This window comes from Blastopirellula marina, from assembly GCF_002967765.1.
Classification (GTDB): Bacteria; Planctomycetota; Planctomycetia; order Pirellulales; family Pirellulaceae; genus Bremerella; species Bremerella marina_A.
This window is the reverse complement of the sequence record NZ_PUHY01000004.1, coordinates 241230-267944: the sequence shown is the minus strand read 5'-3', so window position 1 is coordinate 267944 and position 26715 is coordinate 241230. Positions and strand designations below refer to the sequence as shown.

General features: G+C 53.1%; 22 protein-coding genes and 1 tRNA gene. 6 read left to right on the top strand and 17 right to left on the bottom strand.

The features are described from left to right. Positions 1-20 precede the first annotated feature (20 nt). The 6 genes from C5Y83_RS02470 to C5Y83_RS02445 all read right to left on the bottom strand — a co-directional run bounded on the left by C5Y83_RS02470 (position 21) and on the right by C5Y83_RS02445 (position 5147). A complete protein-coding gene (locus C5Y83_RS02470; protein ID WP_199194967.1) occupies positions 21-725 on the bottom strand; it encodes an NADH-quinone oxidoreductase subunit J in 705 nt (234 codons plus the stop codon). After that, positions 722-1957, bottom strand: coding sequence for an NADH-quinone oxidoreductase subunit NuoH (gene nuoH, locus C5Y83_RS02465; RefSeq protein WP_105328066.1), 1236 nt, complete (start codon positions 1955-1957; stop codon positions 722-724). The genes C5Y83_RS02470 and nuoH overlap by 4 nt, the downstream gene beginning before the upstream one ends. Positions 1958-2092: 135 nt before the next feature. Beyond that, a complete protein-coding gene (locus C5Y83_RS02460) occupies positions 2093-3298 on the bottom strand; it encodes an NADH-quinone oxidoreductase subunit D (RefSeq protein WP_105328065.1) in 1206 nt (401 codons plus the stop codon). 20 nt (positions 3299-3318) lie between these two features. After that, a complete protein-coding gene (locus C5Y83_RS02455; protein ID WP_105328064.1) occupies positions 3319-3882 on the bottom strand; it encodes an NADH-quinone oxidoreductase subunit C in 564 nt (187 codons plus the stop codon). After that, a complete protein-coding gene (locus C5Y83_RS30110) occupies positions 3863-4498 on the bottom strand; it encodes an NADH-quinone oxidoreductase subunit A (protein WP_105328063.1) in 636 nt (211 codons plus the stop codon). The genes C5Y83_RS02455 and C5Y83_RS30110 overlap by 20 nt, the downstream gene beginning before the upstream one ends. A 112-nt stretch (positions 4499-4610) precedes the next feature. Next, complete coding sequence (locus C5Y83_RS02445; RefSeq protein ID WP_105328062.1) at positions 4611-5147, bottom strand: 4Fe-4S binding protein; 537 nt, start codon at positions 5145-5147, stop codon at positions 4611-4613. A gap of 542 nt (positions 5148-5689) precedes the next feature. Here C5Y83_RS02445 and csrA point away from each other — a divergent pair. The 4 genes from csrA to C5Y83_RS02425 all read left to right on the top strand — a co-directional run bounded on the left by csrA (position 5690) and on the right by C5Y83_RS02425 (position 7995). After that, positions 5690-5902, top strand: coding sequence for a carbon storage regulator CsrA (gene csrA, locus C5Y83_RS02440; RefSeq protein WP_105328061.1), 213 nt, complete (start codon positions 5690-5692; stop codon positions 5900-5902). Positions 5903-6117: 215 nt separating this feature from the next. Continuing rightward, positions 6118-6190, top strand: a tRNA-Glu gene (locus tag C5Y83_RS02435). A gap of 146 nt (positions 6191-6336) precedes the next feature. Further along, complete coding sequence (locus C5Y83_RS02430; protein WP_105328060.1) at positions 6337-7380, top strand: ferrochelatase; 1044 nt, start codon at positions 6337-6339, stop codon at positions 7378-7380. Positions 7381-7386: 6 nt separating this feature from the next. After that, on the top strand, positions 7387-7995 hold the full coding sequence (locus C5Y83_RS02425) for a hypothetical protein (protein ID WP_105328059.1): 609 nt from the start codon (positions 7387-7389) through the stop codon (positions 7993-7995). Here the strand turns inward: C5Y83_RS02425 and C5Y83_RS02420 are convergent. The 4 genes from C5Y83_RS02420 to C5Y83_RS02405 all read right to left on the bottom strand — a co-directional run bounded on the left by C5Y83_RS02420 (position 7977) and on the right by C5Y83_RS02405 (position 12169). Then, a complete protein-coding gene (locus C5Y83_RS02420; RefSeq protein WP_105328058.1) occupies positions 7977-8507 on the bottom strand; it encodes a PH domain-containing protein in 531 nt (176 codons plus the stop codon). The genes C5Y83_RS02425 and C5Y83_RS02420 overlap by 19 nt on opposite strands. A 45-nt stretch (positions 8508-8552) precedes the next feature. Next, positions 8553-9479 carry a flotillin-like protein FloA gene (floA, locus tag C5Y83_RS02415; protein ID WP_409994580.1) on the bottom strand — a complete coding sequence of 309 codons (927 nt, stop codon included), beginning with the start codon at positions 9477-9479 and terminating at the stop codon, positions 8553-8555. 200 nt (positions 9480-9679) lie between these two features. Then, a complete protein-coding gene (locus tag C5Y83_RS02410; protein WP_105328056.1) occupies positions 9680-11263 on the bottom strand; it encodes an aldehyde dehydrogenase (NADP(+)) in 1584 nt (527 codons plus the stop codon). A 39-nt stretch (positions 11264-11302) separates the two neighbouring features. Then, entirely contained in the window at positions 11303-12169 is an 867-nt protein-coding gene (locus tag C5Y83_RS02405; RefSeq protein WP_105328055.1) for a fumarylacetoacetate hydrolase family protein, read from the bottom strand. Between the two features lie 709 nt (positions 12170-12878). Here C5Y83_RS02405 and C5Y83_RS02400 point away from each other — a divergent pair. After that, entirely contained in the window at positions 12879-13991 is a 1113-nt protein-coding gene (locus C5Y83_RS02400) for an HD domain-containing protein (RefSeq protein WP_105328054.1), read from the top strand. Between the two features lie 32 nt (positions 13992-14023). On the opposite strand, the gene C5Y83_RS02395 is transcribed toward C5Y83_RS02400, so the two are convergent. Both C5Y83_RS02395 and C5Y83_RS02390 read right to left on the bottom strand, forming a co-directional pair. Continuing rightward, on the bottom strand, positions 14024-15547 hold the full coding sequence (locus tag C5Y83_RS02395; RefSeq protein WP_146117598.1) for an RNA polymerase sigma factor RpoD/SigA: 1524 nt from the start codon (positions 15545-15547) through the stop codon (positions 14024-14026). 239 nt (positions 15548-15786) lie between these two features. Then, positions 15787-17259 (bottom strand): hypothetical protein, encoded by a 1473-nt coding sequence (locus C5Y83_RS02390; RefSeq protein ID WP_105328052.1) that lies wholly within the window; start codon positions 17257-17259, stop codon positions 15787-15789. Positions 17260-17728: 469 nt separating this feature from the next. On the opposite strand from C5Y83_RS02390, the gene C5Y83_RS02385 reads away from it, so the two are divergent. Then, positions 17729-20818, top strand: a complete 3090-nt coding sequence (locus C5Y83_RS02385) for a secretin N-terminal domain-containing protein (protein WP_158262198.1) — start codon at positions 17729-17731, stop codon at positions 20816-20818. Here the strand turns inward: C5Y83_RS02385 and C5Y83_RS02380 are convergent. The 5 genes from C5Y83_RS02380 to C5Y83_RS02360 form a co-directional block, all read right to left on the bottom strand. Then, entirely contained in the window at positions 20815-21267 is a 453-nt protein-coding gene (locus C5Y83_RS02380) for an acyl-CoA thioesterase (protein WP_105328050.1), read from the bottom strand. The genes C5Y83_RS02385 and C5Y83_RS02380 overlap by 4 nt on opposite strands. A 49-nt stretch (positions 21268-21316) precedes the next feature. Further along, on the bottom strand, positions 21317-22477 hold the full coding sequence (locus C5Y83_RS02375) for a DNA topoisomerase IV subunit A (RefSeq protein WP_105328049.1): 1161 nt from the start codon (positions 22475-22477) through the stop codon (positions 21317-21319). Between the two features lie 110 nt (positions 22478-22587). Then, a complete protein-coding gene (locus C5Y83_RS02370; protein ID WP_105328048.1) occupies positions 22588-23916 on the bottom strand; it encodes an ABC transporter permease in 1329 nt (442 codons plus the stop codon). 18 nt (positions 23917-23934) lie between these two features. Beyond that, positions 23935-24678 (bottom strand): ABC transporter ATP-binding protein, encoded by a 744-nt coding sequence (locus tag C5Y83_RS02365; RefSeq protein ID WP_105328047.1) that lies wholly within the window; start codon positions 24676-24678, stop codon positions 23935-23937. Next, positions 24675-26453 carry an efflux RND transporter periplasmic adaptor subunit gene (locus C5Y83_RS02360; protein ID WP_158262197.1) on the bottom strand — a complete coding sequence of 593 codons (1779 nt, stop codon included), beginning with the start codon at positions 26451-26453 and terminating at the stop codon, positions 24675-24677. The genes C5Y83_RS02365 and C5Y83_RS02360 overlap by 4 nt, the downstream gene beginning before the upstream one ends. Positions 26454-26715 lie beyond the last annotated feature (262 nt).

The following is a 26715-nucleotide window of genomic DNA, read 5'->3' as shown; positions in this document are numbered from 1 at the left end:
TTCGTCGGTCCTTTTCTGATCTAACCTTGTTGCCGCTTAGCACGAGCCAAGTAAGCCGCACCAATCAGCACAACCAAAAGGTGTACCGAAACAATTTCAAACGGAAGCAAATAGCCTGACAGGCCTTCGTTTGCTTGAGGGTCTTTGTCGGGACGCAGTCCCACCAATGCCAAACCGATTTCGCCGGCCCGCTGTGGTTCGCCTTGGGTCGCTTCCGCTTCGAGCTGTGCCAGTTTCTGCCTCTGATCTTGCGTTAGTGTTTCGCCCGCTTCGATTGCTTGCTCAAGTTCTCCGACGTAGGCCGTCAAGGCCTCGTTCGACTTCGACTGATAGTCCGAGCTTTCCCATTGCGGGATCGAGAAAGCCAACTGTACCAGGACGGCTAGAAACGTTCCCCCAACAAGCAAGCCAAGCAGCCAGTCGCCTGCGCCGGTGCGCATCGTGATAAACGCCTTTTGCGCTGTCAGCATGACGCCGAAGATCAGCAACACGACCGTTCCGCCGACGTAAATCATCAACTGCATCGAACCAACAAAGTACGCCCCCGCCAAAAAGAGCAGTCCGCTGATGGCCGACAGCGAAACGATCAGGGCGAATGCCATGCGAACGATGTTATTGGTAAACAGCACGACCAGGGCAAAGCCACAGGCAATCAGTGCAACCACATAGAACATAACGCTATGCCAATTGATGGTCGCGTCAGCGACCGCGATTAGGAGATTCATTCGACCTCTCCTTTCGCTGACATCTTCGCAGCTGCTTCCAATTGTTCGATCCGCTTAGCTGCCCGTTTCTCAGCTTCGCGGACCCATCCCTCCCGCACCAATGAACGATCTTGAGCCGGCAGCAGATCATTGAAGAATGGCACGCCAAGGGCGGTCCAAAACAAAACACCGATCAAGCAAACGGCTGCGATCGGCACGCAGTATTTCAGACACATCGTAATCACTTGATCGACACGCAATCGCGGGAACGTCCATCGAACCCACATCATTGCGATCACACCAATCGATGCCTTGATCAAAAGGTTCAATACGCCGAACAAGTTTGCGAAGGTTCCGAAATACCAGCAGTTACCCAGGTAATTTGGGAAAAGATCCATCAAGCCGCTGAAGACAGGAATGGGACCGTTCCATCCGCCAAAAAAGAGGATCGCGGCCAGCGCTGAGACAAGGATCATCGAACCATACTCAGCCATGAAGAATAAGCTCCAGCGGATGCCGGAATATTCCGTCAAAAAGCCAGCGACCAACTCACTTTCGGCTTCGGCCAAATCGAACGGTGCCCGGTTAACGCTGGCGACGGCACAAGTAAAGTAAACCCAGAACACGACGAAGATGAACGGGTCGTGAAAGATCAGCCAGTTGGTAAACAGGCCACGCTGCTGCTCGCCGATTGCGACTAAGTCCATCGTGCCGCAAATCATGAGCGGCACGACAACGCAAATCCCGAGTGGCACTTCGTAACTAACAACCTGGGCTGCTTGTCGCATCGCCCCAAAGAGTGACCACTTAGACCCAGACGAGTAGCCTGCCAAGATCACGCCGAAGACTTCCAAGCCGAGCACAGCAATCAAGAAGAACAAACCGACGTTGATATGCAGCGCCACCCAATCAAATGCAAACGGCAACGCCATGAAAGCCGCGAAACTGGCAGCGAATGAAACGTATGGAGCCAACCGAAAAAGAATTGGATCCGCGTCTTTCGGCATCAAGTCTTCTTTCGAGAGAAGCTTGATCCCATCGGCCAGCGATTGCAGCCAGCCGAACGCTCCACCGGTGCGTGTTGGCCCAAGACGATCCTGGATACGTCCTGAGACTTTTCGTTCGGCCCAGATGAAGACGAATGCCCCCAGAGCAATCACGTGGACCAGCAGAACAGCCTGGATGAGCGCGGCAAGCGTGTACCCCAGAAATTCCCATCCGGCGGGAAACCAGCCTGCGAAGTACTCTCCCACGTGCGCGCGTCCCTTGTGCGTTCTCGATGCCGGCGAAACGTCGCCGCGTACGGGCCTCATGATAACGGCCCAATCGACCGACGAAAACTACTTGGCCGGCATTATCGCCCTTTCCTGCCAAGACTTACGACCAGATCAGCGGTCGATTTCCCCCATTACAATATCCAGTGAACCAACGATGGCTGGGATATCGGCAATTAGGCAACCTCGGCAAAGTTCCTCGACGATCGAAAGGTTACTAAAACAGCTACTTCGTGCTCTGGCTCTTCGCGGAATCGATTCTCCCCCGTCCGACACGATATAGAACCCCATGTGGCCGCGAGGACATTCCGTTTCGAGATAGGCCTCACCCGGTGGCAATTTCGTGTTCAACTTAATGGGGGTTCCCCAATCACCCGTTGCCTTCTGGTAGAACTCCATTCCTTGCCGAATCAACTTAATGGCTTGGATCACTTCCAGCATCCGGACATAAAAGCGATGCCAACAATCCCCCAGCACCGTCTCGCTAGGAACCTCCGGGTAAACTTGGTCCTTCGGGTAGCTACCGTCCTTCTGGACCACTACCTCGAAATCGTACCCTTCGTACAAGGCCGTGTACCGCGGGTCTCCGTCCCGCCGCAAATCGTAGTCGACGCCAGACCCACGTAATACAGGCCCCGAACAGGCATAGCCAATCGCCATGTCAGCCGCCAACAAACCGATGCCGGCAGTACGCTTGATAAAGATCGCGTTAGTCGTCAGAAGCGTGTGATAGTCCGGAATCTGCGGTTCGAATTGGTCGAGGAACGCCGAGCACTTTTCGATCCAACCGGTTGGCAAATCAGCGGTTACCCCGCCGGGAGTAATATAGCTATAGGTAAGCCGTGCCCCGCAGACGTATTCCAAGAGATCAAGAATCTTCTCCCGCTCGCGGAAGGCATAGAGAAACGGGCTGAACGTTCCCAGGTCGAGACCATACGTTCCCATGCCGACTAAATGGCTCGCGATCCGGTTGAGCTCAGCAATAATGACCCGCGTGTGCCTCACCTTTTCAGGCAGATCATAGTCCAGCAACTTTTCAACAGCCAACGACCAGCCAAGATTCATGTTCATCCCGGCCAGATAATCCATGCGATCGGTGTACGGCACAAACTGCCGTGGGGTTAAATTCTCACCGATCTTCTCAGCGCAGCGATGCAGATAACCGATATGCGGTACAGCTTCCGAGACCACTTCACCATCGGTACGCAGGACCAATCGCAACACGCCGTGCGTGCTAGGATGCTGCGGTCCCATGTTCACCAACATTTCATCGGTGCGGACATCGAGCTCAATGACTTCCGTTGGATTCTCGCTACTCATGCGATCAATACTTTCCTGGCTCAACGACCCCGAATACCGTGATACTCGAGCGGCATCTGGTAATCCTTGCGCAGCGGATAGCCAACCCAATCTTCGGGACACAGAATTCGTCGTAGATCGGGGTGCCCAACAAACATGATGCCTGACAAATCGTACACTTCGCGTTCTTGCCAATTGGCCGCCGGCCAGATATCGCAAACGGACGGTACCTCGGGCAGTTGCCCTTCGACCCCATCCTTCCAGCGTGGCAGCATCACCTTGAGCACGCCGGTCGTTCTATGACGAATGCTTGAAAGGTGATATACCAACTCGAGATGCGGCTTCCACTTTGCTTTTGCTATCTTCTTCGGGTCGGTCTCGCAATAATCAACCACACAAATCGAGTTCAAACAGTCGTAACGAATTGATGTTTCGTCACGCAAGAAGCGGCATACGCCTGACAAACCTTCAGGAGCAACCTCAATCCAAGGGTCAACATTGTCGAAGTTCGCACCGACAATCTTGTCGCCGAACTGCTGCTTCAACTTCTGAATCAGGTCTTTGTTGATCACAATGCCTTCTCGACTACGGACTTGAAACGACATGAGGTGGATCACGCCAGGCGGTATCCGTCTCGGCTGGATTCGCCGCTCGCTCATGCCCAGACATCGAGCGGACCCAATCGAGATCCCCTCGCTTCCACACATAGGCGAAACCGACTAGAAGAACCGCGAAGAAGACGCCGATATCAGCAATGCACGTCCACACCAGTTTCGATGCAGCCGATTTGATGCTCGCTTCTCGTTCCGCAGTATCGACACCGGAAAGCAAACTGGCTTCATCCGTCGGTAACCCCAGCTCGGTCATCAAGCCTCGATAGCCAGGCCCCAGGACCTCGTGGCCATCGGTTGTCTGCACAATGACTGGCACATCAGCTTGTGCCAATTGCGTTGACTTGCCGAAGACGACAGCCCACGGAAAGAAGAAAGCGACCTCAACATCGAAGATAATGAACAACAGAGCAACCACATAAAAGCGGAGATCGAACTGCACGAAGCTGGAACCGATCGTCGGCTCACCACACTCGTAGATCTCTAGTTTTTCGTCATGCGAATTCTTGGGCCGCAAGAGACTACCGAGCACTATATTCAGCAGCACGAACCCGAAGCCTGCCACTGTGAAAAGCAGCAAGTAGGCAACGATCGTGGTTGAGAGACTCATAGTTGGCTCAGCATTTGACGCAGGGCATAGGAAACGGATCCAACCAACGACTCGTTGGTATCCATTTCCATCATTTAAGAGCGGTAGGGCCGAAGGTGCAACTGCCCTTGGACTAACCCTCCGGTTGCGACGGCCCGCCATGGACTGGATACATGACCGCTTTCGACTCAGCAACGGCCGTGGGATTCAAGGTTGCTCGGCCCCAGGCTACATCAATAGGCAACCGCGTGAAATCAACCAACGCGCCGTCTCGACTGTAGGAACTGAGATCGAGAGTGCCCCCCATAAAGATGCAATCCACCGGGCAAGGCTCAACACACAACGCGCAGAACATGCACTTTGTGTAGTCAATCGTGAAATGCGTTAGCTGAAAACCCTTGCCGTTCTCGACACGTTCTTTCCCAATGTAGATACAGTCAACCGGGCAGGCCTTAGCACACTGGTCGCAGCCAATGCAGGTGGTTAGATCGAAGCGATGAAAACCACGATAACGGGGGGCAACTTTTGCCGGAAGCTCTGGATATTCAAAGTGTTCCGTAAATGTTTTTCGAGATGGATCGTAGGTCGCCTTCCAGACCCTCAAGGTCACCAACAGGCCTTGAAAAACCGTTGAGATCGCGCGAATTAGGTTCTTCCACCAGTCAGCCATGCTTTCCCCGAGTAATCTCGCTCGAACTCCATTTACGTAAAAGCCCAGCCCCTTAGGTCAGTAATAATCAGCCGAGTGGGGTTGTACCTAATATTAGCGATTCTACTCCTACCTTCAATGCGACACCAAGTGACCAAGTGGTGGGGATAAACTGCCCCGATTCGGAGACTTTAGCGAAGCCAGGCAGGAAAGGTAAATGCTCCTGTTTTTTCGGCACATTCCTCGTCAAGCATACCAGATTTCATTAAAGTCCGGGGATTGCTTGCTTGACGCGGCTAATTTAGCGCGTAGAGTGAAGTGAGAGTTTCCTCGCGCACAACAGGTTGTTCTTGTCGTGCCAAGTGGAGATTTTCGAGGATGTCGCTGCTTAGTTGAACGCTTTGTTGTTTTGTTAAACACCCAAAGTGAAGATGCGACTCGAACCTTTTGAGTTTTGTCCAAGTCTAACGAAGGCAACCAAAAGGATCAAGCATTCGACAGGGCAGTGCCGCCAAATTCATGAGAGAGAGTATCCCCCTTGGCGGTTGCGTGGAGAGCATAAAATGCTGGTATTATCGAGGAAGAAAAACGAGAGCATTGTAATCAACAACGATATCACCATTGTTGTTGTTGAAATCCGTGGTGATAAGGTACGTTTGGGCGTCGAAGCTCCTAAGGAAGTACCCGTTCATCGACGTGAAGTCTACGATGCGATCAAGCGTAATGAGAATGGACAATCGGAGGCAGATGCTTCGGCGAACGTTGATTCTGAATAATCACGTTAATTCGTCGCTTCGTGCATCCTCCTGTTTGATCCCCCCTCGTTCGATCTATTCAGAAAAGCAAGTTCGCAAATTTAAGGCTGGATTCTGTCGCCTTCGCTGTTTTCGAAACTTGCCATCGCGAATTTCAGGGCTTTTTTCGGTCACTTCAGTTTACCCCACTTGAAGACTCGGTCGACTTTTTAATATACTCAAGCCCTTCAACAAACGGCCCCATCGTCTAGTGGTCTAGGACACCGGCCTTTCACGCCGGTAACACGGGTTCGAACCCCGTTGGGGTCACTTTTAAAGCCTTCCGTTTTTTCGGAAGGCTTTTTTTATGCCTTGCCCGGCAGAACAATGTCATTCAATTAGGTTGATGGTTTTGGATGGCCACGGTTATGCTCATCTTTAACCCTAGATAACTATGCTCCGAAGTCGATAACATCATGACCGATCTGCCTTACGATGCGTTGCTGGTTCTCTCATTCGGCGGCCCAGAGAAACCAGACGATGTTATTCCGTTTCTCGAAAACGTTCTCCGTGGTAGAAATGTCCCGCGAGAACGAATGCTAGAGGTAGCCGAACACTACTACCACTTTGGTGGCAAGAGTCCGATCAACGATCAGAATCGCGAACTGATCGAAGCACTCACTACCGAACTAAAACAGCACGAGATCAATCTTCCCATTTACTGGGGAAACCGGAACTGGCATCCACTGCTCACCGATACCATGCGTCAAATGCACGCCGACGGCGTGCGTAAAGTTCTGGTTTTTGTCACCTCAATCTTCAGTTCCTACTCTGGCTGTCGGCAATACCGGGAAGACATCCAGAAAGCGCAAGCCGAACTAGGTCTCGAATCGATCGTCTTCCACAAGATTCGCACGTTCTACAACCATCCGTCGTTTGTCGAAACGATGGCCGATCGCGTTCGAGATGCGATTGCTCAATTACCGGCTGAGGATGCCCAAAACAGAAAAGTGCTGTTTACCGCGCACAGCATTCCAAATGCGATGGCCGAGAACTGCGACTACGAAAAGCAACTCGAGGAAAGCTCGCGTTTAATCGCAGAAACTGCTGGTGTTGAAGATTGGGCACTTGTTTATCAAAGTCGTAGCGGTCCCCCAACGCAACCTTGGCTGGAGCCAGACGTCTGCGATGCGATCCAGGAACTAGCCGACGCGAAAGCAGCAAGTCAAATTGTGTTGGTTCCGGTGGGGTTCGTATCCGATCACATGGAAGTCATCTATGATTTGGATGACGAGGCTGCCAGCTTGTCTCAAAAGCTTGGCATCCCTCTCGCAAGAGCCAAGACCGCTGGTACCCATCCAACCTTCGTAGCGATGATTCGGCAACTCATCGAAGAGCGACTTGGAAAGACGGATGAAAAACTGGCGGTTGGCAATTACGGGCCTTCTCACGACGTTTGCCCAACGAACTGTTGCCGCTACGAGCCTCGCCGTCCTCCCGCCTCCCGTCCCAAAGAATAGATCGGTATGCGACGTATCCTGCTCACCGCGTTTGAACCCTTCCTGGAGTATCCGACCAACGCTTCGCAACTAATTTTGCAGCATTGGGAGCAGGACCATCCTGGTTCGCCAAGCAGTGAATTCACAACCGAGATTCTGCCGGTCGATTACGAGTTGGCAGAGCCCCGCATTCAGGAACTGCACGAGTCGACATTCGACTTTGCGATTCACCTGGGACAATCGCCCCGCATCGATCGATTTAACTTGGAGATGGTCGCCCTCAATTTGAAGAGCGGCCCCAACACACCGATCGCGAAATTAAACGGACGAGGCCCAGCTGCTTATACTAGCCAACTGCCACTGGAAAGTTGGTGCGAAGAACTGTGTCAGCACGACATCCCAAGCGATGTCAGCTTTCATGCAGGAACTTATCTTTGCAATGCCGCGTACTTTTGGTCGACCGAAGTCTTCCTACAACGCGGCATTGAGAATCGCAGCCTATTCGTCCATGTGCCGCTGATTACCGGAGAGGACGCGGAACAAGAGATGGCCATTCGCCGCGGATCACGAATGCTAACCCGCCTGATTCGCCTGATCGAAGGGCACCTCGCGCAGGATCAACCGCCAACGGCTTGACGTTGCCGAATTTCTTGAAAGCCACGAAAGGTCATCGCTGCCTTCTTGCATGCGGCCTGAAACACCTCGGGATAGGGAACGCCAGGCAGTCGCAGCACTTCGGTTTCCCCTTCAATACCGTCAGACTTAGCAGTTTGCCAGAAGATCATGTCCGCCGACCGAAACCAAACTTGGCCCGGCTTCTGCTGAATCTCAATTCGATCGAACTGATCTAAACCAATTTCTTTTTCCGTAGTGCCTTGAATCCCACGTTCGACGAGAATCCGGCGATTGGTGATGCGATAACGCGTACCGACAACCGGCAAAAAGTTCCACAGGTAAAGCGGTATCGCAATAGGAATCGAGAGCAATACAAACAGATTCCCCAAGGTAAAGATACCAGTGCCATCCTTCTTTTCGTAAAGCTTGCCCAGCGTCTGGCCAGTATCCGTAGCAGAAACCGACGGCCACACAACAATCGCAGTTGACTCGTGTTGGCCACTTAATGAAAGGCCAGCAATGGCTTGTTTCATGGGAGGTTATTCTTCGCAACCGGTTAGGATATCAATAACGATGCACTAACCTTGGCCATTTTCGTGAGGTGCATGCATTGAACCACTGCGGAACGCATCCGCCATGGCCCGAGGAACCTCCGCCTCTGCGAATACCAGCTTGGCTCGATTCATCGCGACCTTGGCCTTGTTCTCTTGTTCGGCGGCAACCGCTTCCGCACGACGTTGTTCCGCTTTCGCGCGGGCAACACGGGTATCGGCTTCGGCCTGATCATTCTGCAGCCGGGCCCCAACGTTCTCGCCAACATCGATGTCCGCGATGTCGATCGAGACAATCTCGTAGGCGGTATGCGCATCAAGTCCGCGGGCCAAAACCGCTCGGGTGATGACGTCAGGATTTTCGAGCACATGCGTGTGATGTTCCGAAGAACCAATCGCCGAAATGATACTCTCGCCCACCCGGGCAATCACCGTCTCTTCGGTGGCACCGCCGATCAATTGCTCGAGCGATGTCTTTACGGTCACCTTGGCCCGCACGCGAAGCTCAACACCGTTCTTCGCGATAGCGCTCAATGTGTTCTTACCACTCCGGCGTGGATCAGGACAGTCGATCACCTTCGGTAGAACACTGGTCCGCACGGCGTCAACAACATCACGACCAGCCAAGTCAATCGCCGCAGCACGATCGAAGTCGAGATCGATTCCTGCCCGATGAGCCGCGATAATCGCGTGAATCACATGCATGACGTTGCCGCCAGCCAGGTAATGCGCCTCCAGCCGCCGCGTACTGATCCCATTACGCCGATCGATATCGAGACCAGATTGTTTGGCCATAATCTTCGCTTTGACAATCAACCGGCTGTTGACCTGTCGCAGGCTCATGCCGACAAGACTCCACAATGAGATGTCGGCACTCGAAGCGAACGCTTGAAACCATAATTGCCCGTAGTTCAGCAACACAATCAATATGACGATGCCCAGTACGACCAGCATGAACGTCGCACCGGCCCAAACATACCAAGGCGCCAGGGCGTCTTCTTGGGCGAATAAAAGAAATGCGTCGATCATTCGGTATTACCTTGCCTGATTGAATTCGCTGCGATAAGAAAACTCTGCAGTGCTTCGTCTGCCGCAATCATATCCGATTGCCGAAGCGCACTCCAGCAATCGGACCTGAACATTCAGCATGGACCTTACGAGACACTCTTTTGAGTCCAAGCTCCGTCAATCAATCGCCACGTACGTCCCGTAGGATTTTCGTTATGAAGTTCCCGTGGCAAACGGCTTTCACGGACGTTGTCGAAACACTGTAACATTGCGAATCGATGAATCGATGCCGGGATACCAACCGCTGTGAATCCTGGGTGCCCGGTTGAAGGAAAAGGACCACCGTGATTCATGGCCGCACTGACCGCGACCCCCGTTGGCATTTTATCGTTGATCAAACGCCCCACCTTCTGCCGCAAAATCAAGCTGACCGTATCGTAAGCGGGGTCATCGCTTCCCTCGGTATCCGAATAAATCGTACCGGTCAGGTTACCCTCCAGCGATTCGATGATCTTACAGACTTGATCCAAGTTCTTAGCTTTAACGACAAGCGACGAATTTCCGAAAGCTTCGGTCTGGAACAATTCGGGCTGTTCCAGGAACTTGTCGCCGGAAGTCGTCAGCAAGGTATTGGGGCAAGAGTACCCCTTGGACGAACCTTCGCCACTCTCGCTCACTTCGACGTCCGCACCGGCGTCGATCAGTTTCTTCAAGCTGTCCGCCAACGAAGCTTCGACTCCCTTGGTAAGCAGCGTGCCAGACGGCGCCTTTCCAAATGCGTCTTTCACGGTGGTGATGAACTGAGTGGTATGCTCGTCGTCCATCACGATAACCAAACCTGGGTTCGTGCAAAACTGTCCCGCGGCCATCAAACAGCTGGTGCTGAACTCGGTAGCCAAGTCGGCACCACGTTCGGCCAATGCTCCCGGCAGGATGACAACCGGGTTGATGCTCGACATTTCGAGATAGATCGGCTTACCCACTTTATCAGCCGCTTCCTTCAGCTTGCGACCGGCCGTACTGCTTCCGGTAAAACCAACCGATCCGAGTCGAGGATCGGAAACCATCTTCAGTCCGTCCTCATTCGACATGTGGTAAACCAGCTGAATCGCAGCAGGAGGCAAACCGATTTCGTTCGCGGCCTGAACAGCCAACTTGACGAGTTCACGTGTCGTCGCCGGGTGGCCAGGATTTGCCTTCACGATAACCGGGTTGCCAGCGGCAATCGCCGCGGCAAAGTCACCGCCAGAAGCACCATTGAATGCCAAAGGAAAATTGTTCGGTCCGAACACCGCCACAGGACCAATCCCCGCGTAGTAAGAGCGAATGTTGGCCTTGGTATCAATCGTCGGAATACGCCAGCTACCTTCACCGGCGGCCTGGGCGGCCAGCTTTAATTGGTTGACCGTTCGTGGCAACTCGACATCCAACAACCGCGGCGAAACGGCCAATCCAGTCTCTTGACTCGCCAATTCGCACAGCGTCTGGGCGTTTTCTTCCAGCAGATGGGCGAACAAATTGAGGAACAGTTCCAGCCGGTCGACCGCCATTTGACGCATCTCTCGGAAGGCAACATGCGCAGCCGACAAAGCTTCGTCAACGTCTTGCCAAGTGCTTACCGGAAACTCATCAGCCAAAGCTTGCTTGGTAGCAGGATTATCTGCCTGGAACGTCCCACTATGATTTGCGTCACGCCATTTTCCGCCAATGAAAACTTGTTGAACCGCCATGAGCCTGAAACCTTTCCCGTATTCAATAATGGACAGTGACTAACCCTGAATGATCTCGCTGGTCAGGGTTCCGATGCCCGAAATGGTGATATTCACGATGTCTTGCGGCTGAAGGGTGAAGTCGTTGTCCGGCACAATGCCAGTGCCGGTCAACAAGAAGGCTCCGCGGGGGAAGTGCTGATCACGGAAGAGGTATTCAACCAATCCCTCCAATGAACGAGCTAGTTGGTCGAGGCTGGTCTCTCCCCCGAACACACTTTCTCCACTGCGGACAATGTCTAGCCGAACTTGAACGTCTGAAAGCTGCGGAAAGTCCTTCCAATACTCCGAAGCCAGAACGACCCACGGTCCCAGCCCGCAACATTGGTCATAAACTTTTGCCTGGGGGAGATAAAGGGGGTTCTCGCCTTCGATGTCCCGGCTGCTCATGTCGTTGCCAATCGTGAGACCAACGATTTGTCCCCGAGAATTCAGGGCCAACGCAAACTCCGGCTCAGGGACATTCCACTTGGAATCCTTTCGAATTCGCAAAGTTTGTCCCGTTCCCGTCACGCGGTGCGGCGTTGCCTTGAAGAACAGCTCAGGCCGATCGGACTGATAAACGCGGTCGTAACAGTCCGCTGCAGCTTCCGACTCTTCCATTCGAGCGGTCTGACTCCGCTTGTAGGTCACCCCGGCCGCCCAGACCTCCTGCTGATCGATCGGCGGCAACCAGACCACTTCGTCAAGCGGAATCGTTTGCTCCGCCTTTGGCAGCAGTGATTCAACCATCTGCGCCGGGTTCTCAGCATTCAAAATGTCGAACAGGCTACTGATCTCGTGAGACGAGAACTGAACGACCTCGTTGTCGCGGACCAGGCCGATCGCGGGTGTTCCATGGGTGCCGATGAACTTTGCAAGACGCATGGTGGAAATCTCTCAATGAATGGGGCCGAATGGTTTCGCCGTATTCTAACGCCGGGAAGCATCGGAATGTAGTAATCCAAACCAGATCCACTTCTGCCCCGGAAATAGGCACAAGTGGCGCGCATCCGTGGCAACTGCCGCCAAGAATTGCTTAGCAAGGGTGTTGCCAAGATGCATCAATCGTATCTAACTCACGCTGTAGTCAGTGGCTAGGGCATGTGGCCAAAGCTGAACCACTCAAGGGTTTAGGGGCTGCGGCATGCATTTTGCAAATGACGAGTCCATCCGCTGGCCCAAGGACGCCGCCCCCCCCTTTTCCTCGCTACGAGTTGCCCACATTCAATCGGGCAGTTCCCCAACAATGTTGGGTTGGACTAAGTAGGGAAGTTGCCGCCTTTGACGCCGCGAGGAGTGCATCTTGCGGCTGACGTGCGCACCGTTGCCGGCCGGTGATTTGGTTGTCGGGAGAGGGCACCTGGTTGCCGGATCGGCGCGGTGCGACGTAGCCTACCTCTATGCCTTAGCACTCCATTTCCAGGATGCCTGCTCCGGGTCGTTTGATCCTTGCTTACCGCTTCACGCCTGTAATACTGGCATCACGCCTACTGAGCAAAATTGTGTATAATTCACGTAGCCGTTCTGTTGTCGACCAGACGGCATAAAACTTCTAAACCCGTCGACCTGCCAGCGATTCAGTTCGCTGCCTCTTATGTCGGAACCGTCGAAACTGCGTCGTCAGATTGCCCATGAAGCTGCGCGCTTGTTGTATGACCGCCAGGTATCGGAGTACTATCAGGCCAAGATGAAAGCGGCCCGCCGAGTTCAGCGCGGTTGGGTCAAAGATGCCGATCTCCCCACGAATGCCGAAATTCGAGACGAGGTCCAGTCCATGGCTCGAATGTTCGAGGGAGATTCTCGCCTAAGCCACCTTTTGTCGATGCGTCTGGAAGGCCTGCGGATGATGAAGATCCTGGAAAGATTTCGCCCGAAAATCGTCGGAAGCGTACTCACAGGCCACGTTCGGAAAGGATCGGATATCGATCTCCATGTTTTCAGCGATAGCGTCTCCAGCGTAACGTCGGCATTAGATGCCGAAGGGGTACGCTACGACGTCGAACGAAAACACGTCAACAAACCAGGTGCCGAAGGGGTCTATGTCCACATCCATATCCGCGAAGAATACCCGTTCGAGATCACTGTGCGGGCAAGCAACGAAGTGTCGGTCGTTTCGCGCAGTTCCATAACAGGTAAGCCGCAGGAACGGATGAGCTTAGCCGAGTTCGAGCAGTTTCTCCAAACACAATACGAGCCCGGCGAATATGAAGAAGGCTTGGCCGCAATCGAGAATCAGGTCGATCGCTTTTTGCAGTACGAAGCTTTGATGCTCCCACTGGAGAACGTCAAGCAAAACCCCAAATGGCACCCCGAAGGTGACGTGCTCTACCACAGTCTCCAAGTATTCGAATTAGCCAAACGGCAACTTCCTTATGACGAAGAGTTTCTGTTGGCTGCCTTACTACACGACGTAGGAAAGGGGATCGACCCGTACAACCATGTACAGGCAGGGCTGACTGCGTTGGGCGAAGATATCACCGAACGGACACACTGGCTCATCGCCTATCACATGGAGGCTGGGCAAATCCTGGATGGCTCCCTGGGGGCCCGAGCAAAACAGCGACTCAAGCAATCGGAGAGCTATGAAGAGCTGATGCTCCTGGCTCGCTGCGATCGGGACGGCCGCCAAGTTGGGGTCGAGGTCGCCGAATTGGAGGAGGTGATCGACTACCTGCGGCAACTTTCCTACGAATGCGATTCGTGGTAGTTACCGCACGAAGTCGATTTGAGCACAGACATTTACAAAGTTACTGGCTCATCAATCCAATCTTCAAGACAGGCACATTCGCTCGACTTTCGCAATTTACGCAAAGCTGCGATCTCGATCTGACGAATACGCTCTCGCGTTAATGAGAACGCGCGACTGACTTCCTCCAATGTTTGCGTTCGGCCATCACCGATGCCAAAGCGACGGCGGAGGATTTCTTGTTCCCGATGATTGAGAACATTGAAAACTTTAAGCAGAAGTTGTTGTACCGTCGACCGCCCTGATTCGCTTAGCGAGCGCGACTCGTTTCGATCGGGAAGGATGTCAGCAAACTCATCGTCATCCGACAAGCGAACATCAAGCGAAAGTGGCCCGCCCATCAACGCATCGGCATGACGAACGTCCTTTTCGCTGATCTTAGCGTGATGCGCGATTTCTTCGATGGTTGGGTTGCGATTCTCTTCCTGCCGAAGCACTGCCTTGGAAGTTTGCACCGACTGAATTCGCTCCTGCATGCGGACCGGAACTCGGATCAGTTTTGCTTGGTCGGTTATCGCCTTAAGAATCGCTTGCCGGATCCACCAAGTTGCATAGGTCGCAAACTTAAACCCGAGCGACTGGTCGAACTTTTCCACTGCACGCATGAGACCGAGGTTCCCTTCTTGGATCAAGTCCATGAAGTTCAAACCACGGTGGCGATACGACTTGGCGATGGAAACAACCAAGCGAAGATTCGCGCCGACGAGTTGCTGTTTCGCTAGGGAGTAAGCCTCTTGCATCTGGCGAATTCGCGGCAATTGAAATTGCAGCGTGCCAGGCGATTCGTGATACAACCCGAGCACTTCTCGCGCTGCAGCCGTGCTTGGCTGGCGAAAGATATCAGCGGGTTTGCTGATGGCGTATTCTCGCGAAATACCGAGCTTTTTCGCGGTATTCTCAACGGCTTGCATCCATGTAGGATAATACTTCTCACGTAGTCCCAGCGCCAAGAGGAAGCAGGCGGTAGCATGTCGACGACGCATTAGTCGCTCGACCGCATGACTTCGTTGGTCCTCGGTGTATTCAGTTTCCGACATGGCGACAGAGAGATCATCCTGATCGAGTACGGCTGCTTCTGTCAGTCGACTAATCGCATCCTTAATTCGATCATGCCACTTCGCTTTCTCCTGCGGACTGCTGATCGTCACTTCCAGGGTACGATCAAGCCGGCGATCCCCTTCCACGACTTCGACTAGCAAATCGCAGATTCGCGTCGATACGACACCGCAAGCGAACAGTCGCTTCAAGAAAGCGGTCCGTGTCTTGGTAACACGTTGGGCTAGATCAATTTCCTGTTCTGGCGTCAGGCGAGGAATCTTACCCATCTCGGTAAGGTAAGCTCGGAGCGATTCTGGCTCCCAAGCTTTTGATGAAAACTTACTAGCGGTTCCATCCTGACTACGAGTTCCCGGCAATTGAGACGAGATACTCGTCTCCCAACTCGCTGTAGCCAAATTTAATTCGGCGCCACCGGAACGGTTACCCTTCCGAGCCGCGCTGCTGCCTCCGTCGGTCATCTTCGAATCTGCTCCCGCTCGTTCACGGTTAACCACAAGCAGCGAAAAATGCTGCGTGCAAACCACGAACGCGTTCGACCTCGACTCAAACGAACATGCTGGCAAATGCTCGTCTAAGAACACTCATTCTACGCCGTCGGGTGACGAAAGAAAGGAAGTAGCCCCAATTCACCCGGCGTGTAGTTTTTGCACACGGTTGCCCGCACGTTATCTACTCCACGCATCCAACGAAGGTTCGACTAGAGTTGCTTCAATTCGATCAAAAGATAGAGCTCGTAAGCAGAGATACCATCCTGGTCGATATTCTCCAGAAGTGATTTCAGATCTTCGCGACTTTCACGCAGACGTCGAAGTTCTCGACCTGCTAGCTGGCTATTGCCATCGCGGTCGAATTCTGCGACCAACTTCTGAGTCTCATCATAAACCCGAGGATTGAGAAGCTTCTGCTCCCAATTCTTCAAGGTTAGTTGCATTTGGCCCGCCGAAAGCACGTACTCTATGCGTGATACGCTTCCATTGCGTGATCGGTCGAGTAAAGAATGCCACTGCACAACTTCGGTTTGGATCGGAGCGAATCGAGCATTACTGGCAAAGTCGCTTGGCGACCAGACGCCATCTCCGTTCGCATCCAAGCGGAACCAGATTCGACGAATCGCTTCCGACGAACTCCAGCGAACCGAAGCAATCACTAAGTTGAACTCAGCGGCTGAAATCTTCTCATTCATGTCCCGATCGATTAGTTTCAACGAAGCATCACTAATCGCCGGTGCTTGCATGTCTGGCTTCGAGAAACGAAACCAAGCTTGTTGCATTTCTGAATCGGAAAGATTGCTATCTTGATCGGCATCGATCCAATTGACCAATTCGGTCAACGTATTCGCATCGTCGATCGCGACCATTTCGCTTCGATCGAGTCCTAGATCATCTTGCTTCTCAAGGTTGTACACACTCCGCGCAATTGTGGGAGGTCGAACCATAGTCTCTGGAGTTGGCTTCGTATTTCCCGGCCGGGTCCGGACGCGAATCCGGAAACCACTTGGTTTCTCTTTATCCGCATTGTCCATGGCTGGCTGATCTGTCAGTGGCGAATTATTGTCGTTGGCAAATTGGTTGACATCTGGGAAAGGAGACTTTTCCGATGATTCTGGCTTAACGTCGACCGCAGGCTGATTATTGATAGGCAGGGGATCGGTGTTGGTTGCTAGGGCCGCCGTAGGATCTTGGACCGGGTTGGCATCCTGGTTATCAACGGCAACTGGAGTCTGATCACCATCAAACATGCCAGCCTGAATCGCGATCCCCAAACCAATGGCCACTACGACACAAGCTGCCAAAGCGAGCCAAGCAGGAGAAACCGCTGACGGTTTTCTACGAATGCGTTTTGACTGCGAACGCTCGGCGGGCGTTGCCACCACAACTTGGGGGGCAACATGAACCGGGGCTGGAGATGTACCATCAGGCGATACGTTTTGCCCGGACTGTTCCACCTGCTGACGCTGCGCAATCTGAGCCAAGATCCCCTGCGAGAAATCTCGAGGCAACGTTTCCTCAGGGAGGGTTCGCACCAGATTCACCGCCTCGACCATCTGGCGATAGCGTTTCTGCCATTCTGGAGACGCGGCCAGCATGACCTCGATTTGCCGACGTTCTTCCGCGGAAACTTCCCCATCGAGGAAGGCCGAGAGAAGTTCATCATTTAGTTGCAAACTCATGGATCAATGCCGAGGTCGGACGCTGGATCGTACTTTAGTCGTCCGAACGTTCTTTGCTGCAAGGACTTAAACAAAAGGTTTAACACATGCGGCCGATGTATCTGACCGCGTGCAAAGCAGTAGATGGGCTTGTAGCGAGGAAAGTTCCCCAAAACCAGGGCAAAACTTCCTCAATGTGAAAATAGAAATTGCCAGCACTGACGTCACGCAATTCCTCCGGTCCGCCTAGATTGCCTCTAAGTTAAAGGGTTCCTGGCACCAAACAAGAGCTAGCGAGAAAACCAAATCGGTTTTGATACGTCTTGCTAGATGGCTTGCTTACCACCTTCCGAGATGACTAGTGATCCTCCAAATTTGGGGGAAAAGTCTGGCAATTCGTTGCGACCGTAGCAATATACGAGGATAATTGACGACTCACTTATCAAATCTCGGCCGCCCCACCCATCATTCAGCCGGATCAATGACCCCCATGACTTCGCCGAATCTCAGCACGGAATGTCGCGCTGGACGAATCCTGGCCTATTTTCTGGTCAGTTCAACACTCATGCTGTTACTGGCAGATAACAGCTTCGCCCAACAAGAAATTGTCGTGGAATCGTCTAGCGGCCCGGCTCAAGTACACATGCGGCCAGGCCGAACAGGCGGTCCACAAGCGATTCAACCGGGTGGGCCGATGCCAGAGGGCAACCCCCCGATGGGCAATCCTGGCGAAACCAAGCCAGGCGAAAAGCCTGGAGAGGGAAAGCCAGATGGTGACAAGAAAACGGAAGATGCACCGAAAGGTCCCATCCAACGAAAAGACGAACCTGCAGACCCCGCCGATCCTGAGGAACTGAAAGTACGTCCGGATGAACAAGGCAAAGTCAGCTTCAACTTTCGTGGCCAAGCGTGGCCAGACGTCTTAGATTGGCTGGCCGATATCTCCAATACCAGTCTGGACTGGCAAGAACTTCCCAGCGATTACTTGAACCTCACCACGCAGCGTGCCTACACCGTGGATGAAGTACGTGACCTGCTAAACGAACGTTTAATGACGCGTGGCTACACCATTTTGCAGCAGCAGGAAGGTATGGTCGTCGCCAAGTTGGAAGGACTTAATCCGGCTCGCGTTCCCCGCGTTCACGCCGAAGACCTCCGCTATTGCGATGATCATGAGTTCGTCAAAGTCTCTTTTCCGCTCAGTTGGTTAATCGCCGAAGACGCCGTCGAGGAGTTGAAGCCGATGCTTAGCAAGCATGGCACGATGTCAGCACTCGCGACTTCTAATCGACTGGAGGTGATGGACGTCGTGACCAATTTACGTCAAATGCAGCATGTCCTTCAGGAAGAGCAATCATCCGAAGTGCGATCGGCAAAGGTTCACGAATTCTTTCTCCGATATACCCGCGCGGAAGACGTCATGAACCAGCTTGAATCTCTGCTGGGCATGCAAAAAGCAGGCGGTGGCGGCGGCATGATGAACCCGCAGATGATGCAGCAAATGCAACAGATGCAGCAGCAAATGATGCAGCAAATGCAACAAGCTCAACAGCAAGGTGGCAATAAGTCGCGACGCCGCCCCAGCGGCAACGATGATATCCATCTCGTCATCAATTCGCGTCAAAACAGCATTATTGCCAACGCTCCGCCGGATAAGCTGGTCGTCATTGCCGAAGCGGTCAAGATGTTCGACGTGCCGCCGCAGCCAGGGGCAACGATTGGCTCGAACTTTCAACGAGTCCAAGTCTTTCGTCTGGCACAACTCGATCCCAAAGCCCTTCAGGCCATGCTCCTACAAGCAGGCAATCTCGATCCTTCCACGCAGTTGGTAGCGGATGACAAAAACAAAGCTCTAATCGCCTACGCCACCCCAGCCGACAAGATCACCATTGAAGCATTGATCAGCAAGTTGGATGGCAGCGGACGACAGTTTAAAGTGATTCGCCTCCGTCGTCTTCAGGCTGATTACGTAGCAGGTTCAATTCGCTTCATGATGGGCGAAGGGGAGGAAGAGGAAGAGAACAACAACCGGCGCGGAGGCTACTACTCGTATTACGGCTTCGGTCAACAGCAGCAAGACACGAAAAGCAAAGACAAATTCCGCGTCGACGCCGATGTGATCAACAATCGTCTCCTTCTCTGGGCAAATGACATCGAACTGGAGTCGATCGAAAATCTCCTGATCCAGTTGGGCGAGATTCCGGCCGGTGGAGATTCTCAGCGAGGACGTTTACGGACGCTCGAAATTGGTTCTTCCGAAGATGCAGACAAGCTGCTCAAAAAGTTAAAGGAAGTGTGGCCCCAAGTCTCGCCGGCTCCACTGGAAATTGACTTGCCAGCCCCCAAGAGGGAAGAGTCACCTTCCGAACAAGACCAGGAAGTCGAGTCGAAACCGCAGCGTCCGAAAGACGACTCGGTCACTCGCCGCCGACGAATCGCGGTTCCGGTACATCTGGCTTCGGTGATGGCCGAAGATAACTCAGCAGGGGAAACGCCTACTGCCGCCCGTCAAACCGACACCTTGGAATCGGATCTGGAGAATCTCTCGCAGCAAGAACTCAAGCAGCGGTACTTTCCCGAGGCCAAACAACCATCGAGTGACAAGCCCAAACAAGACCAGCCCGTCGTGATTCAGGTTGATCAAAATGGTCGCCTGACACTTTCCTCAGAGAATCCAGCTTTGCTCGATTTGGTCGAGGATGTCCTCAACGAAATCACCCCCCCTGCGAAAGACTGGGAAGTCTTCGAGCTCAAGTATGCTCCCGCCTACTGGGTCTCATTGAATCTAGAAGACTTCTTTACCGAGGAAGATGAAGAGGAAGATACCGGGCGATCCCCTTGGTTTTGGGACTACGGCCGCGAAGAGAAAAAAGAAGATCCACTGCGATTGTCCCAACGCAAGAAACTGAAGTTTCTGGCCGATTCCGACACGAATACGATCGTCGTCCAGAATGCAACCTCCGAGCAATTGGCGACCATCCGCGATCTCATCAAGTTGTATGACAAACCAGAACCGGTCGCCGAAGAAAAGACTCGGTTGAACTCAACCTATGCAGTTCGCTACTCCCGAGCCACGGCCATCGCCGAGTCGGTCAAAGAAGTCTTTCGAGATCTACTTTCCTCGAACGACAAGTCCCTTCAGCAGCCAGCTCAGGGTGGTGGCGATCGCGAGAAAACGCCAGAGCGTTACTCGAGCGACTTGTTATCGCGAAGTGGTTCGGCCTTTAAAGGCAAGCTTTCGATCGGCGTCGATAGTATCTCGAATACACTGCTTATTTCCGCCGAAGGGGAACCGCTAATGAATCTGGTCATGGATATGGTTAAGCGGATCGACGAATCGGCCAAACAAGCCTCGACGGTACGCGTGGTGAATCTGCGAACCGGGATCGGTGGTGACAAGATTCGGGAATTGCTAAATCAACTTTTAGAAAAGAACGATCCCAATCAGCAGCAGCAACCCAATCAAAACCCAAACGGCCAGCCCAACGGCAATCAGCCCCAGAATCCGAACGGCCCGCGTGGCCCTCGAGGAGGCTGGCAGAACGGAAATCAGCCTCAAGCAATCCAGATCGAGAACTAGAGATCTTTCCCTTCGGTCTTGCTGATCAGTTCCCGGACGTCATCCGGGATCATGATAGCCTTCTGATTGGCGTAGTCGAAATAGACGATATTCGACTCGCCATCAGCGACCGCTGATTGCTGCGTGATGCTGTAAACCGTGTGCTCGACCTTCATGCTCGTTCCACCCAGCTTGACCATCCGCGCCCCAATCAACACTTGATCTGGGTATCGCAACTGCTTCCGATAGTTGCAGTGAACCGATACCAGAATCGGACCGCAGCCAGAACCTTCCAAGATTGGATTCAAACCGGAAACTTCCAGATAACGGACGCGAGACGTTTCAAACCACCGCAAGTAAACGACATTATTTACGTGCTGGAATGAATCCATGTCTCCCCATTGCACCGGAACCTTGGCCACGGCGGGAAAATCAGCAAGTTCCGGGGGAAGATTATCTAAGTCGTACATCACATCTCTAATCGGTTTTCGTCAGCGCCTGGGTCAAAGTCAGCGTCGCCTAATCGAGCCAGGATCGTTCGGCCAGACGAGCCGGAACATATTCTTCCGTCACGTAGCTCACCCCTTGGCTGATTAACGCTTCCACTTCCAACTTGAAGCCGTTATCGAGCATCTTCTGGATCTCTTTTTGCCAGGTCTTTTTGTGCTCGAACCAGGGATAACTGGCGATCTGTTTGGCTCGCTTACGATCGGAATCGTTGAGCGCGATTTGAACGCTGGGAGAGAGATTACAGCGTTCGTAATCAATCGATCGCAGACCAATGAACTTGGCATCTGGGACGGCCATTCGCTTTGATTCGTAGGCCAGGTTAATCGAGCCCTGTTTGATCACACTGTAGATGTAATACCCCCACGGATCGTTATCAAGCACGCAGTAGATTGGTAAGCCAAGTTCACCGTTCAACCGAGCGAGTAACCGCCGTACTCCGCGCGAAGGCTGACCACCGCCGTGCGTCAAAATACAATTGTGCGTTCGCCAAAACTTGTCTTCGTTGAAGCGTTGCCAAACAGTTCCTTTTTCGACATGCAAGACAAACTCGGCATCGCACTTCACGAACTCAATCGTATCAGGCTCGACAATCGAAGGAATCCCGTAACCGCCACTCCCCATTCGCGAGCAGTCGATCTCGTCTCCCTTGTCGCGGAGGATGATATTGCCGACCATGTCGCCCTTTTTCTGAGCGTACAAGTGCAGTTCTTCGCGAAGGACGTTCAACAGCACCTCGACGTCTTCGATGATCGGGTCGCTTTCGGCCTGATCGGCAAAGGTTTCTTCCTTGGTACCGGCAATCGTATGCTTAAGTAGGTAGTAGAGACCTCGAATGCTGGTTGACTTGCCCTCGTCGATCAGCTTTTTACATCCACTGCCGACCAGCATGGTCTGCATGTAGCTCTTGGCCTGATTCAGATTGAAAAGCTGCCGACCGGTGGTGTTTTTGCCCATCTCGAGGATTCTTTGCGTCTTATTGAAACGCACATTCGAGAGAGTCCGGGTCGGTATGTCCATCTTCGGGTCGCGAACACGGCCTGCCGCCGAGACAACACTGTCCGCCAGATTGACCAACTGCTTCAGTGTGTAGACGTCCTTCTTAGTCAGTTCGACATCCGACTTGCTATTGGACTTCGGAGCTTCCTTCTTCGGGGCTTTTTTCTTGGCCATCCTCGCCGCCTGATCGTTAGAACTTGTGGAACCTGGGAAATATTTCCGCATTGCGAAGAACGTAACAGAATAACGCACTTCGCACAGTTCGAGAATGGCCTTCGCCAAGACTAGTTGGCAGCTCGCAATGCCTCGATCGGATCCAAGTCAGCTGCACGGCTAGCTGGGTAAAGGCCGAACACGACCCCCACAATGACGGAAATCCCAAATGCCAGCGGAATGGAAAGCGGGACAATCTGAGGTCGTACGTCTCGAATAGTGTCTGGCAAATCGGCCACCAAGGCCGGATCGTACGAGGTAGCCAGGAAACGGGCTAAGTCGACGGCGGGAATACACAACAGGCCCCCTAACACGCCAGTCAGTCCACCCACGACCGACAGTACGATCGTTTCTACGAGGAACTGTCGAATAATATCGCCTCGTTTTGCGCCCAGAGCCCGGCGAATGCCGATCTCTCGGGTTCGTTCCGTCACCGTGGCGAGCATGATGTTCATGATCCCGATACCACCCACCAAGAGCGAAATCGCCGCAATCAGGCCCATGAAAACCATGAACATGAACTTCGTTTGCTTCGCTTGCTCCAGCAGTTCTAGGGGAACCACAACCGAGACGTCACGCAGACGATTGTGATGCGAGAGGCTTTCGCGAACCAGCTCGGCCGTATTCATCACATGATTCACATTGCCGACTTTAAGCGTCACTTGGTTGAGCTCGACGATCTCGCCAGAGAAAGAGCCACTTTCACGGGTGATGATGTAGTCGCTCATCCGCTGCCAAAGCGTGGTGATCGGGATGTAGACGTCTTTATCGAACTCTTGTCCGGAGAGACTTCCCCCGACTGCGGCCGTCGCGGCTTTCGGCTTTAGAACGCCGACAACCACATACTCGTCCTGGTCGACGTGAACCGTTTTTCCAATCGGCTTCTCAAATTGAAACAGCGCTTCCGCGACCTCAGCGGCAAGGACGCAGACATTCGACTCTCGTTCCACTTCAACCTTGGAAATGAAGTGACCACCCTTACTTTGGATCTCCAGGTGATTTAGGGCCGCGTATTCGGTCGTACAACCGACCAAACGTCCGTGAACTGTATTTGGGCCGCGACGAATCTGGCGACGAACTTCCCGAATCGGGGTTGCTGTTTCTACGGAATGAAGCGTTTCATCAAGAAGTCGCCAGTCATTTCTCGTTAAGCCATACGTGAGCGGACCACGCTGTTCAGCCGTCGCTTCGGATGGTGGTTTGACCGTACGAACGATGATGTTTTCCGCGCCGAGCTTTTCGATTTGCTGTTGAGCTTTGGCACTAATGCCTTCGCTGATCGCCAACAGCCAGATCACACTCGCCACCCCGATGAAGATACCAAGAATCGTCAACAGCGACCGCATCGGGTGCAGCAGCAGACTTTTGATTCCGAGTTTCCAGATCCGAATTCCGAGCATATCGAACTTCTTTACACGTTAAGTGACATTTAATGCCGAAGTATCCATGCCACCGCTCGACATAGCGGAGCGACGGTTTTCGACGGGATGATCTTCTTTGATCAGACCGTCCATCAAGCGAATCGTTCGTTTTGCGTGTAGCGAAACGTCGTCTTCATGCGTGACGAGGATGATTGTTCGGCCCTCGTTATTGAGTGTCTCGAACAGTTGCAGGATTTCTTCGGTCGTCTTTGAGTCGAGATTACCCGTTGGCTCGTCGGCTAGGATGTAATCCGGATTGTTGATCAAACTACGGGCTACGGCCACACGTTGCTGCTGACCACCGGAAAGCTGCGTCGGACGGTGACCAAGTCGTTCGCCAAGACCAACCATCTTGGCCAACTCGCGACTTCGGCGATGATCGGCTGCAGTTACGTTACCGCGATAGAACAGTGGCACCTCGATATTCTCGATCACGGTCAACTGCTGGATCAAGTTGTAGGATTGAAATACAAACCCAACCCGCGAGGCCCGCAGATACGAGAGTTGATCGTCGGTGAGTTTGCTCGTATCATGCCCTCCGAGCACCACTTGCCCGGACGAAGGACGATCGAGACAACCCAGCATGTTCAGTAGGGTGCTCTTACCGGAACCTGATGTTCCCATGATTGAGACGTAGTCACCCTCGGGAACATCGAAGTCAATGCCTCGCAGTGCGTGAACCGTTTCGCCCTTGAGGTGATAAATCTTCTTGAGGTCAACTACGCGCGTGGCGTAATTCACTGGGCGCCTCCGACCGGTTGGGTTGGCTGATCTTCGGCAACTCGGACCGAATCCTCAGTAAATCGTGATCGACCACCGGTAGATTCATCGCTTTCATCACCACCGGTTTGCTTCGAGACTTTGTCGACCAACTGAGTTTCTCCTGTGGCGGTGTCTTGTTCACCCGGGCTTTGAGGACGATCGCCAGGAGATGGACGTCCTTGAGGACCTCGACCGGGTCCCCCAGGACCGCGACGTTCGGGGCCGCCTGGGCGTTCTTCACCTTCTGTTCCGCCAGGAGATTCGTTGGAATCGCCTTCGCCGCGTAAATCTCGTACTGGCTTTCTACCACCGGCGACCTCTGGCATTTCGACTACATCCATGAATCGACGTGGACTCAATGAAACCAAGTCGCCCGCTTCCAGTCCGCTATTAATAACGACGAAACGCGTATTATTCGATCCGACGTTAACCTGACGCGGGACGATTTCTTCCCCCTCACGCAGCATGCAGTAGTAGTGATCGCCGTGGGGCATCACACATTGGACTGGGACTTGAACGACATTCTGCAGTGATTCGACGTGAATGGCAATGTTTGCCGTCAGACCAGGCTTAATCAGCTTGGGAGGTTCTTCAATTTCGATGATCGCGGCGTATCGCTTCACCTGGGGACCGAATCGACTGATTGGTTCCGGGTACTCGTTAACTTTGATCACCTTACCGCGAAGAGTCAGTTGGTCGAATGCGTCCAGCGTGATCGTGGCCGGCATGCCAACATCGACGAGCGACACGCGAGATTCGTTGATTAACACGTTGACCTGCATCGCACTGTAGTCGGGCAGACGAATAATAGTCTGACGCTCACGAACACTTGCCCCCGGCTCGACGATAAACTCCGATGCTTCGCGGTTACCACGTTCATTGCCGTAAACGACCTGTCCCGAAGCAGGAGCCCTAATTGTGCAGTTCTCGATTTGTTCTTTAATGAAATCGAGGCGCTTTTGCTCGATGCCTTTGCGTTCCTTTGCCGACTCGAGATCGGCTTGGGCGACACCGATCGAACTTTGTAATTCCTTGATCTTCTTTTCTTTGGTCTGCTTGGTCAGAACATCCAGCTTCAGCTGCGCGTTATCCAGTTCGGTTTGAGCCTTCTCGACCGCAAACTCGTCCCCTTCCAATTGCAACGAGGTTACGTAGCCTTTGGCTGCCAGACGAGAGCTGTAGTGGAAGTATTCTTGGGCCCGCTTGAGAGTCTCTTTCGCGTATGTGATCTCCGCTTCGATTTCTTTCCGCTCTTGAACGAACAGACCATCGACATATTCCGTCATCGCGATCTGAGCAGCATCAAGTGTATTCTGGGCTTTCGCCAGACCGGCGAGCGATCCACTGAGATCAAGCTCTTGTAGCTTTGCTTCTTCCTCCAACGCCGAGGAATCGAGTCGCACAAGAACGTCCCCTTCCTGAACAATCTTCCCTTCCTCGATTACCCAGAGGATTTCAAAGGAGTTTGCTTCGCGCGTACCCCGCACTTGGGAGATCACATCGACGTTTCGGGCACTTTCGACTTCGCCTTGCTCGACGACATCGTGCACGAAATCTCCCACTTCAACTTGGTGGAACATTTCCTCATCGATGACGACTTTTGGCTTGCCCGTCGATACGAAGAAGTAACCAGCCGCACCCGCAATTGCGAGTCCTACGACGGCCACTTTCGCGAAGTAACCTCGTCGGTGCGAACCGCGAATCGATTTGGTCGACATCGAAAGAGTTGGATTTCCAAACTTAGCGCTAGCCATGGACAATTTCTCAATGCGGAAGGGTGCATGGCGAAAACCATGGATAACCATGCACAAGGATGTAAAGAAGGGGAGAGTTCGCCCCGAGGCAGGTGACTCTCATTCTAACCGGCAACTGTCCAACATGCACGTCAATTTTGACGTATTGAAGCGGCAACATTGCCTCTAAATCGTGTCATACGCGAGAGTTAACGACATTTCGGGTGTTAAACCGTGCGTTAGGAAGACCGTTGTCTTCCACCGCGCGCTCACTAGATTAAAC

Excerpts from the sequence above, each read along its gene's own strand:
- C5Y83_RS30110 (WP_105328063.1), bottom strand. The coding sequence starts at position 4,498 with ATGAGTCTCTCAACCACGATCGTTGCCTACTTGCTGCTTTTCACAGTG.
- C5Y83_RS02455 (WP_105328064.1), bottom strand. The coding sequence starts at position 3,882 with ATGTCGTTTCAAGTCCGTAGTCGAGAAGGCATTGTGATCAACAAAGAC.
- C5Y83_RS02460 (WP_105328065.1), bottom strand. The coding sequence starts at position 3,298 with ATGAGTAGCGAGAATCCAACGGAAGTCATTGAGCTCGATGTCCGCACC.
- C5Y83_RS02385 (WP_158262198.1), top strand. The coding sequence starts at position 17,729 with ATGACTTCGCCGAATCTCAGCACGGAATGTCGCGCTGGACGAATCCTG.
- C5Y83_RS02395 (WP_146117598.1), bottom strand. The coding sequence starts at position 15,547 with ATGACCGACGGAGGCAGCAGCGCGGCTCGGAAGGGTAACCGTTCCGGT.
- C5Y83_RS02375 (WP_105328049.1), bottom strand. The coding sequence starts at position 22,477 with ATGGCCAAGAAAAAAGCCCCGAAGAAGGAAGCTCCGAAGTCCAATAGC.
- C5Y83_RS02360 (WP_158262197.1), bottom strand. The coding sequence starts at position 26,453 with ATGGCTAGCGCTAAGTTTGGAAATCCAACTCTTTCGATGTCGACCAAA.
- C5Y83_RS02425 (WP_105328059.1), top strand. The coding sequence starts at position 7,387 with ATGCGACGTATCCTGCTCACCGCGTTTGAACCCTTCCTGGAGTATCCG.
- C5Y83_RS02470 (WP_199194967.1), bottom strand. The coding sequence starts at position 725 with ATGAATCTCCTAATCGCGGTCGCTGACGCGACCATCAATTGGCATAGC.
- C5Y83_RS02390 (WP_105328052.1), bottom strand. The coding sequence starts at position 17,259 with ATGAGTTTGCAACTAAATGATGAACTTCTCTCGGCCTTCCTCGATGGG.
- C5Y83_RS02370 (WP_105328048.1), bottom strand. The coding sequence starts at position 23,916 with ATGCTCGGAATTCGGATCTGGAAACTCGGAATCAAAAGTCTGCTGCTG.
- C5Y83_RS02400 (WP_105328054.1), top strand. The coding sequence starts at position 12,879 with ATGTCGGAACCGTCGAAACTGCGTCGTCAGATTGCCCATGAAGCTGCG.
- C5Y83_RS02420 (WP_105328058.1), bottom strand. The coding sequence starts at position 8,507 with ATGAAACAAGCCATTGCTGGCCTTTCATTAAGTGGCCAACACGAGTCA.
- csrA (WP_105328061.1), top strand. The coding sequence starts at position 5,690 with ATGCTGGTATTATCGAGGAAGAAAAACGAGAGCATTGTAATCAACAAC.
- C5Y83_RS02430 (WP_105328060.1), top strand. The coding sequence starts at position 6,337 with ATGACCGATCTGCCTTACGATGCGTTGCTGGTTCTCTCATTCGGCGGC.
- C5Y83_RS02445 (WP_105328062.1), bottom strand. The coding sequence starts at position 5,147 with ATGGCTGACTGGTGGAAGAACCTAATTCGCGCGATCTCAACGGTTTTT.
- C5Y83_RS02380 (WP_105328050.1), bottom strand. The coding sequence starts at position 21,267 with ATGTACGACTTAGATAATCTTCCCCCGGAACTTGCTGATTTTCCCGCC.
- floA (WP_409994580.1), bottom strand. The coding sequence starts at position 9,479 with ATGCTGGTCGTACTGGGCATCGTCATATTGATTGTGTTGCTGAACTAC.
- C5Y83_RS02405 (WP_105328055.1), bottom strand. The coding sequence starts at position 12,169 with ATGCGTCTTGCAAAGTTCATCGGCACCCATGGAACACCCGCGATCGGC.
- C5Y83_RS02410 (WP_105328056.1), bottom strand. The coding sequence starts at position 11,263 with ATGGCGGTTCAACAAGTTTTCATTGGCGGAAAATGGCGTGACGCAAAT.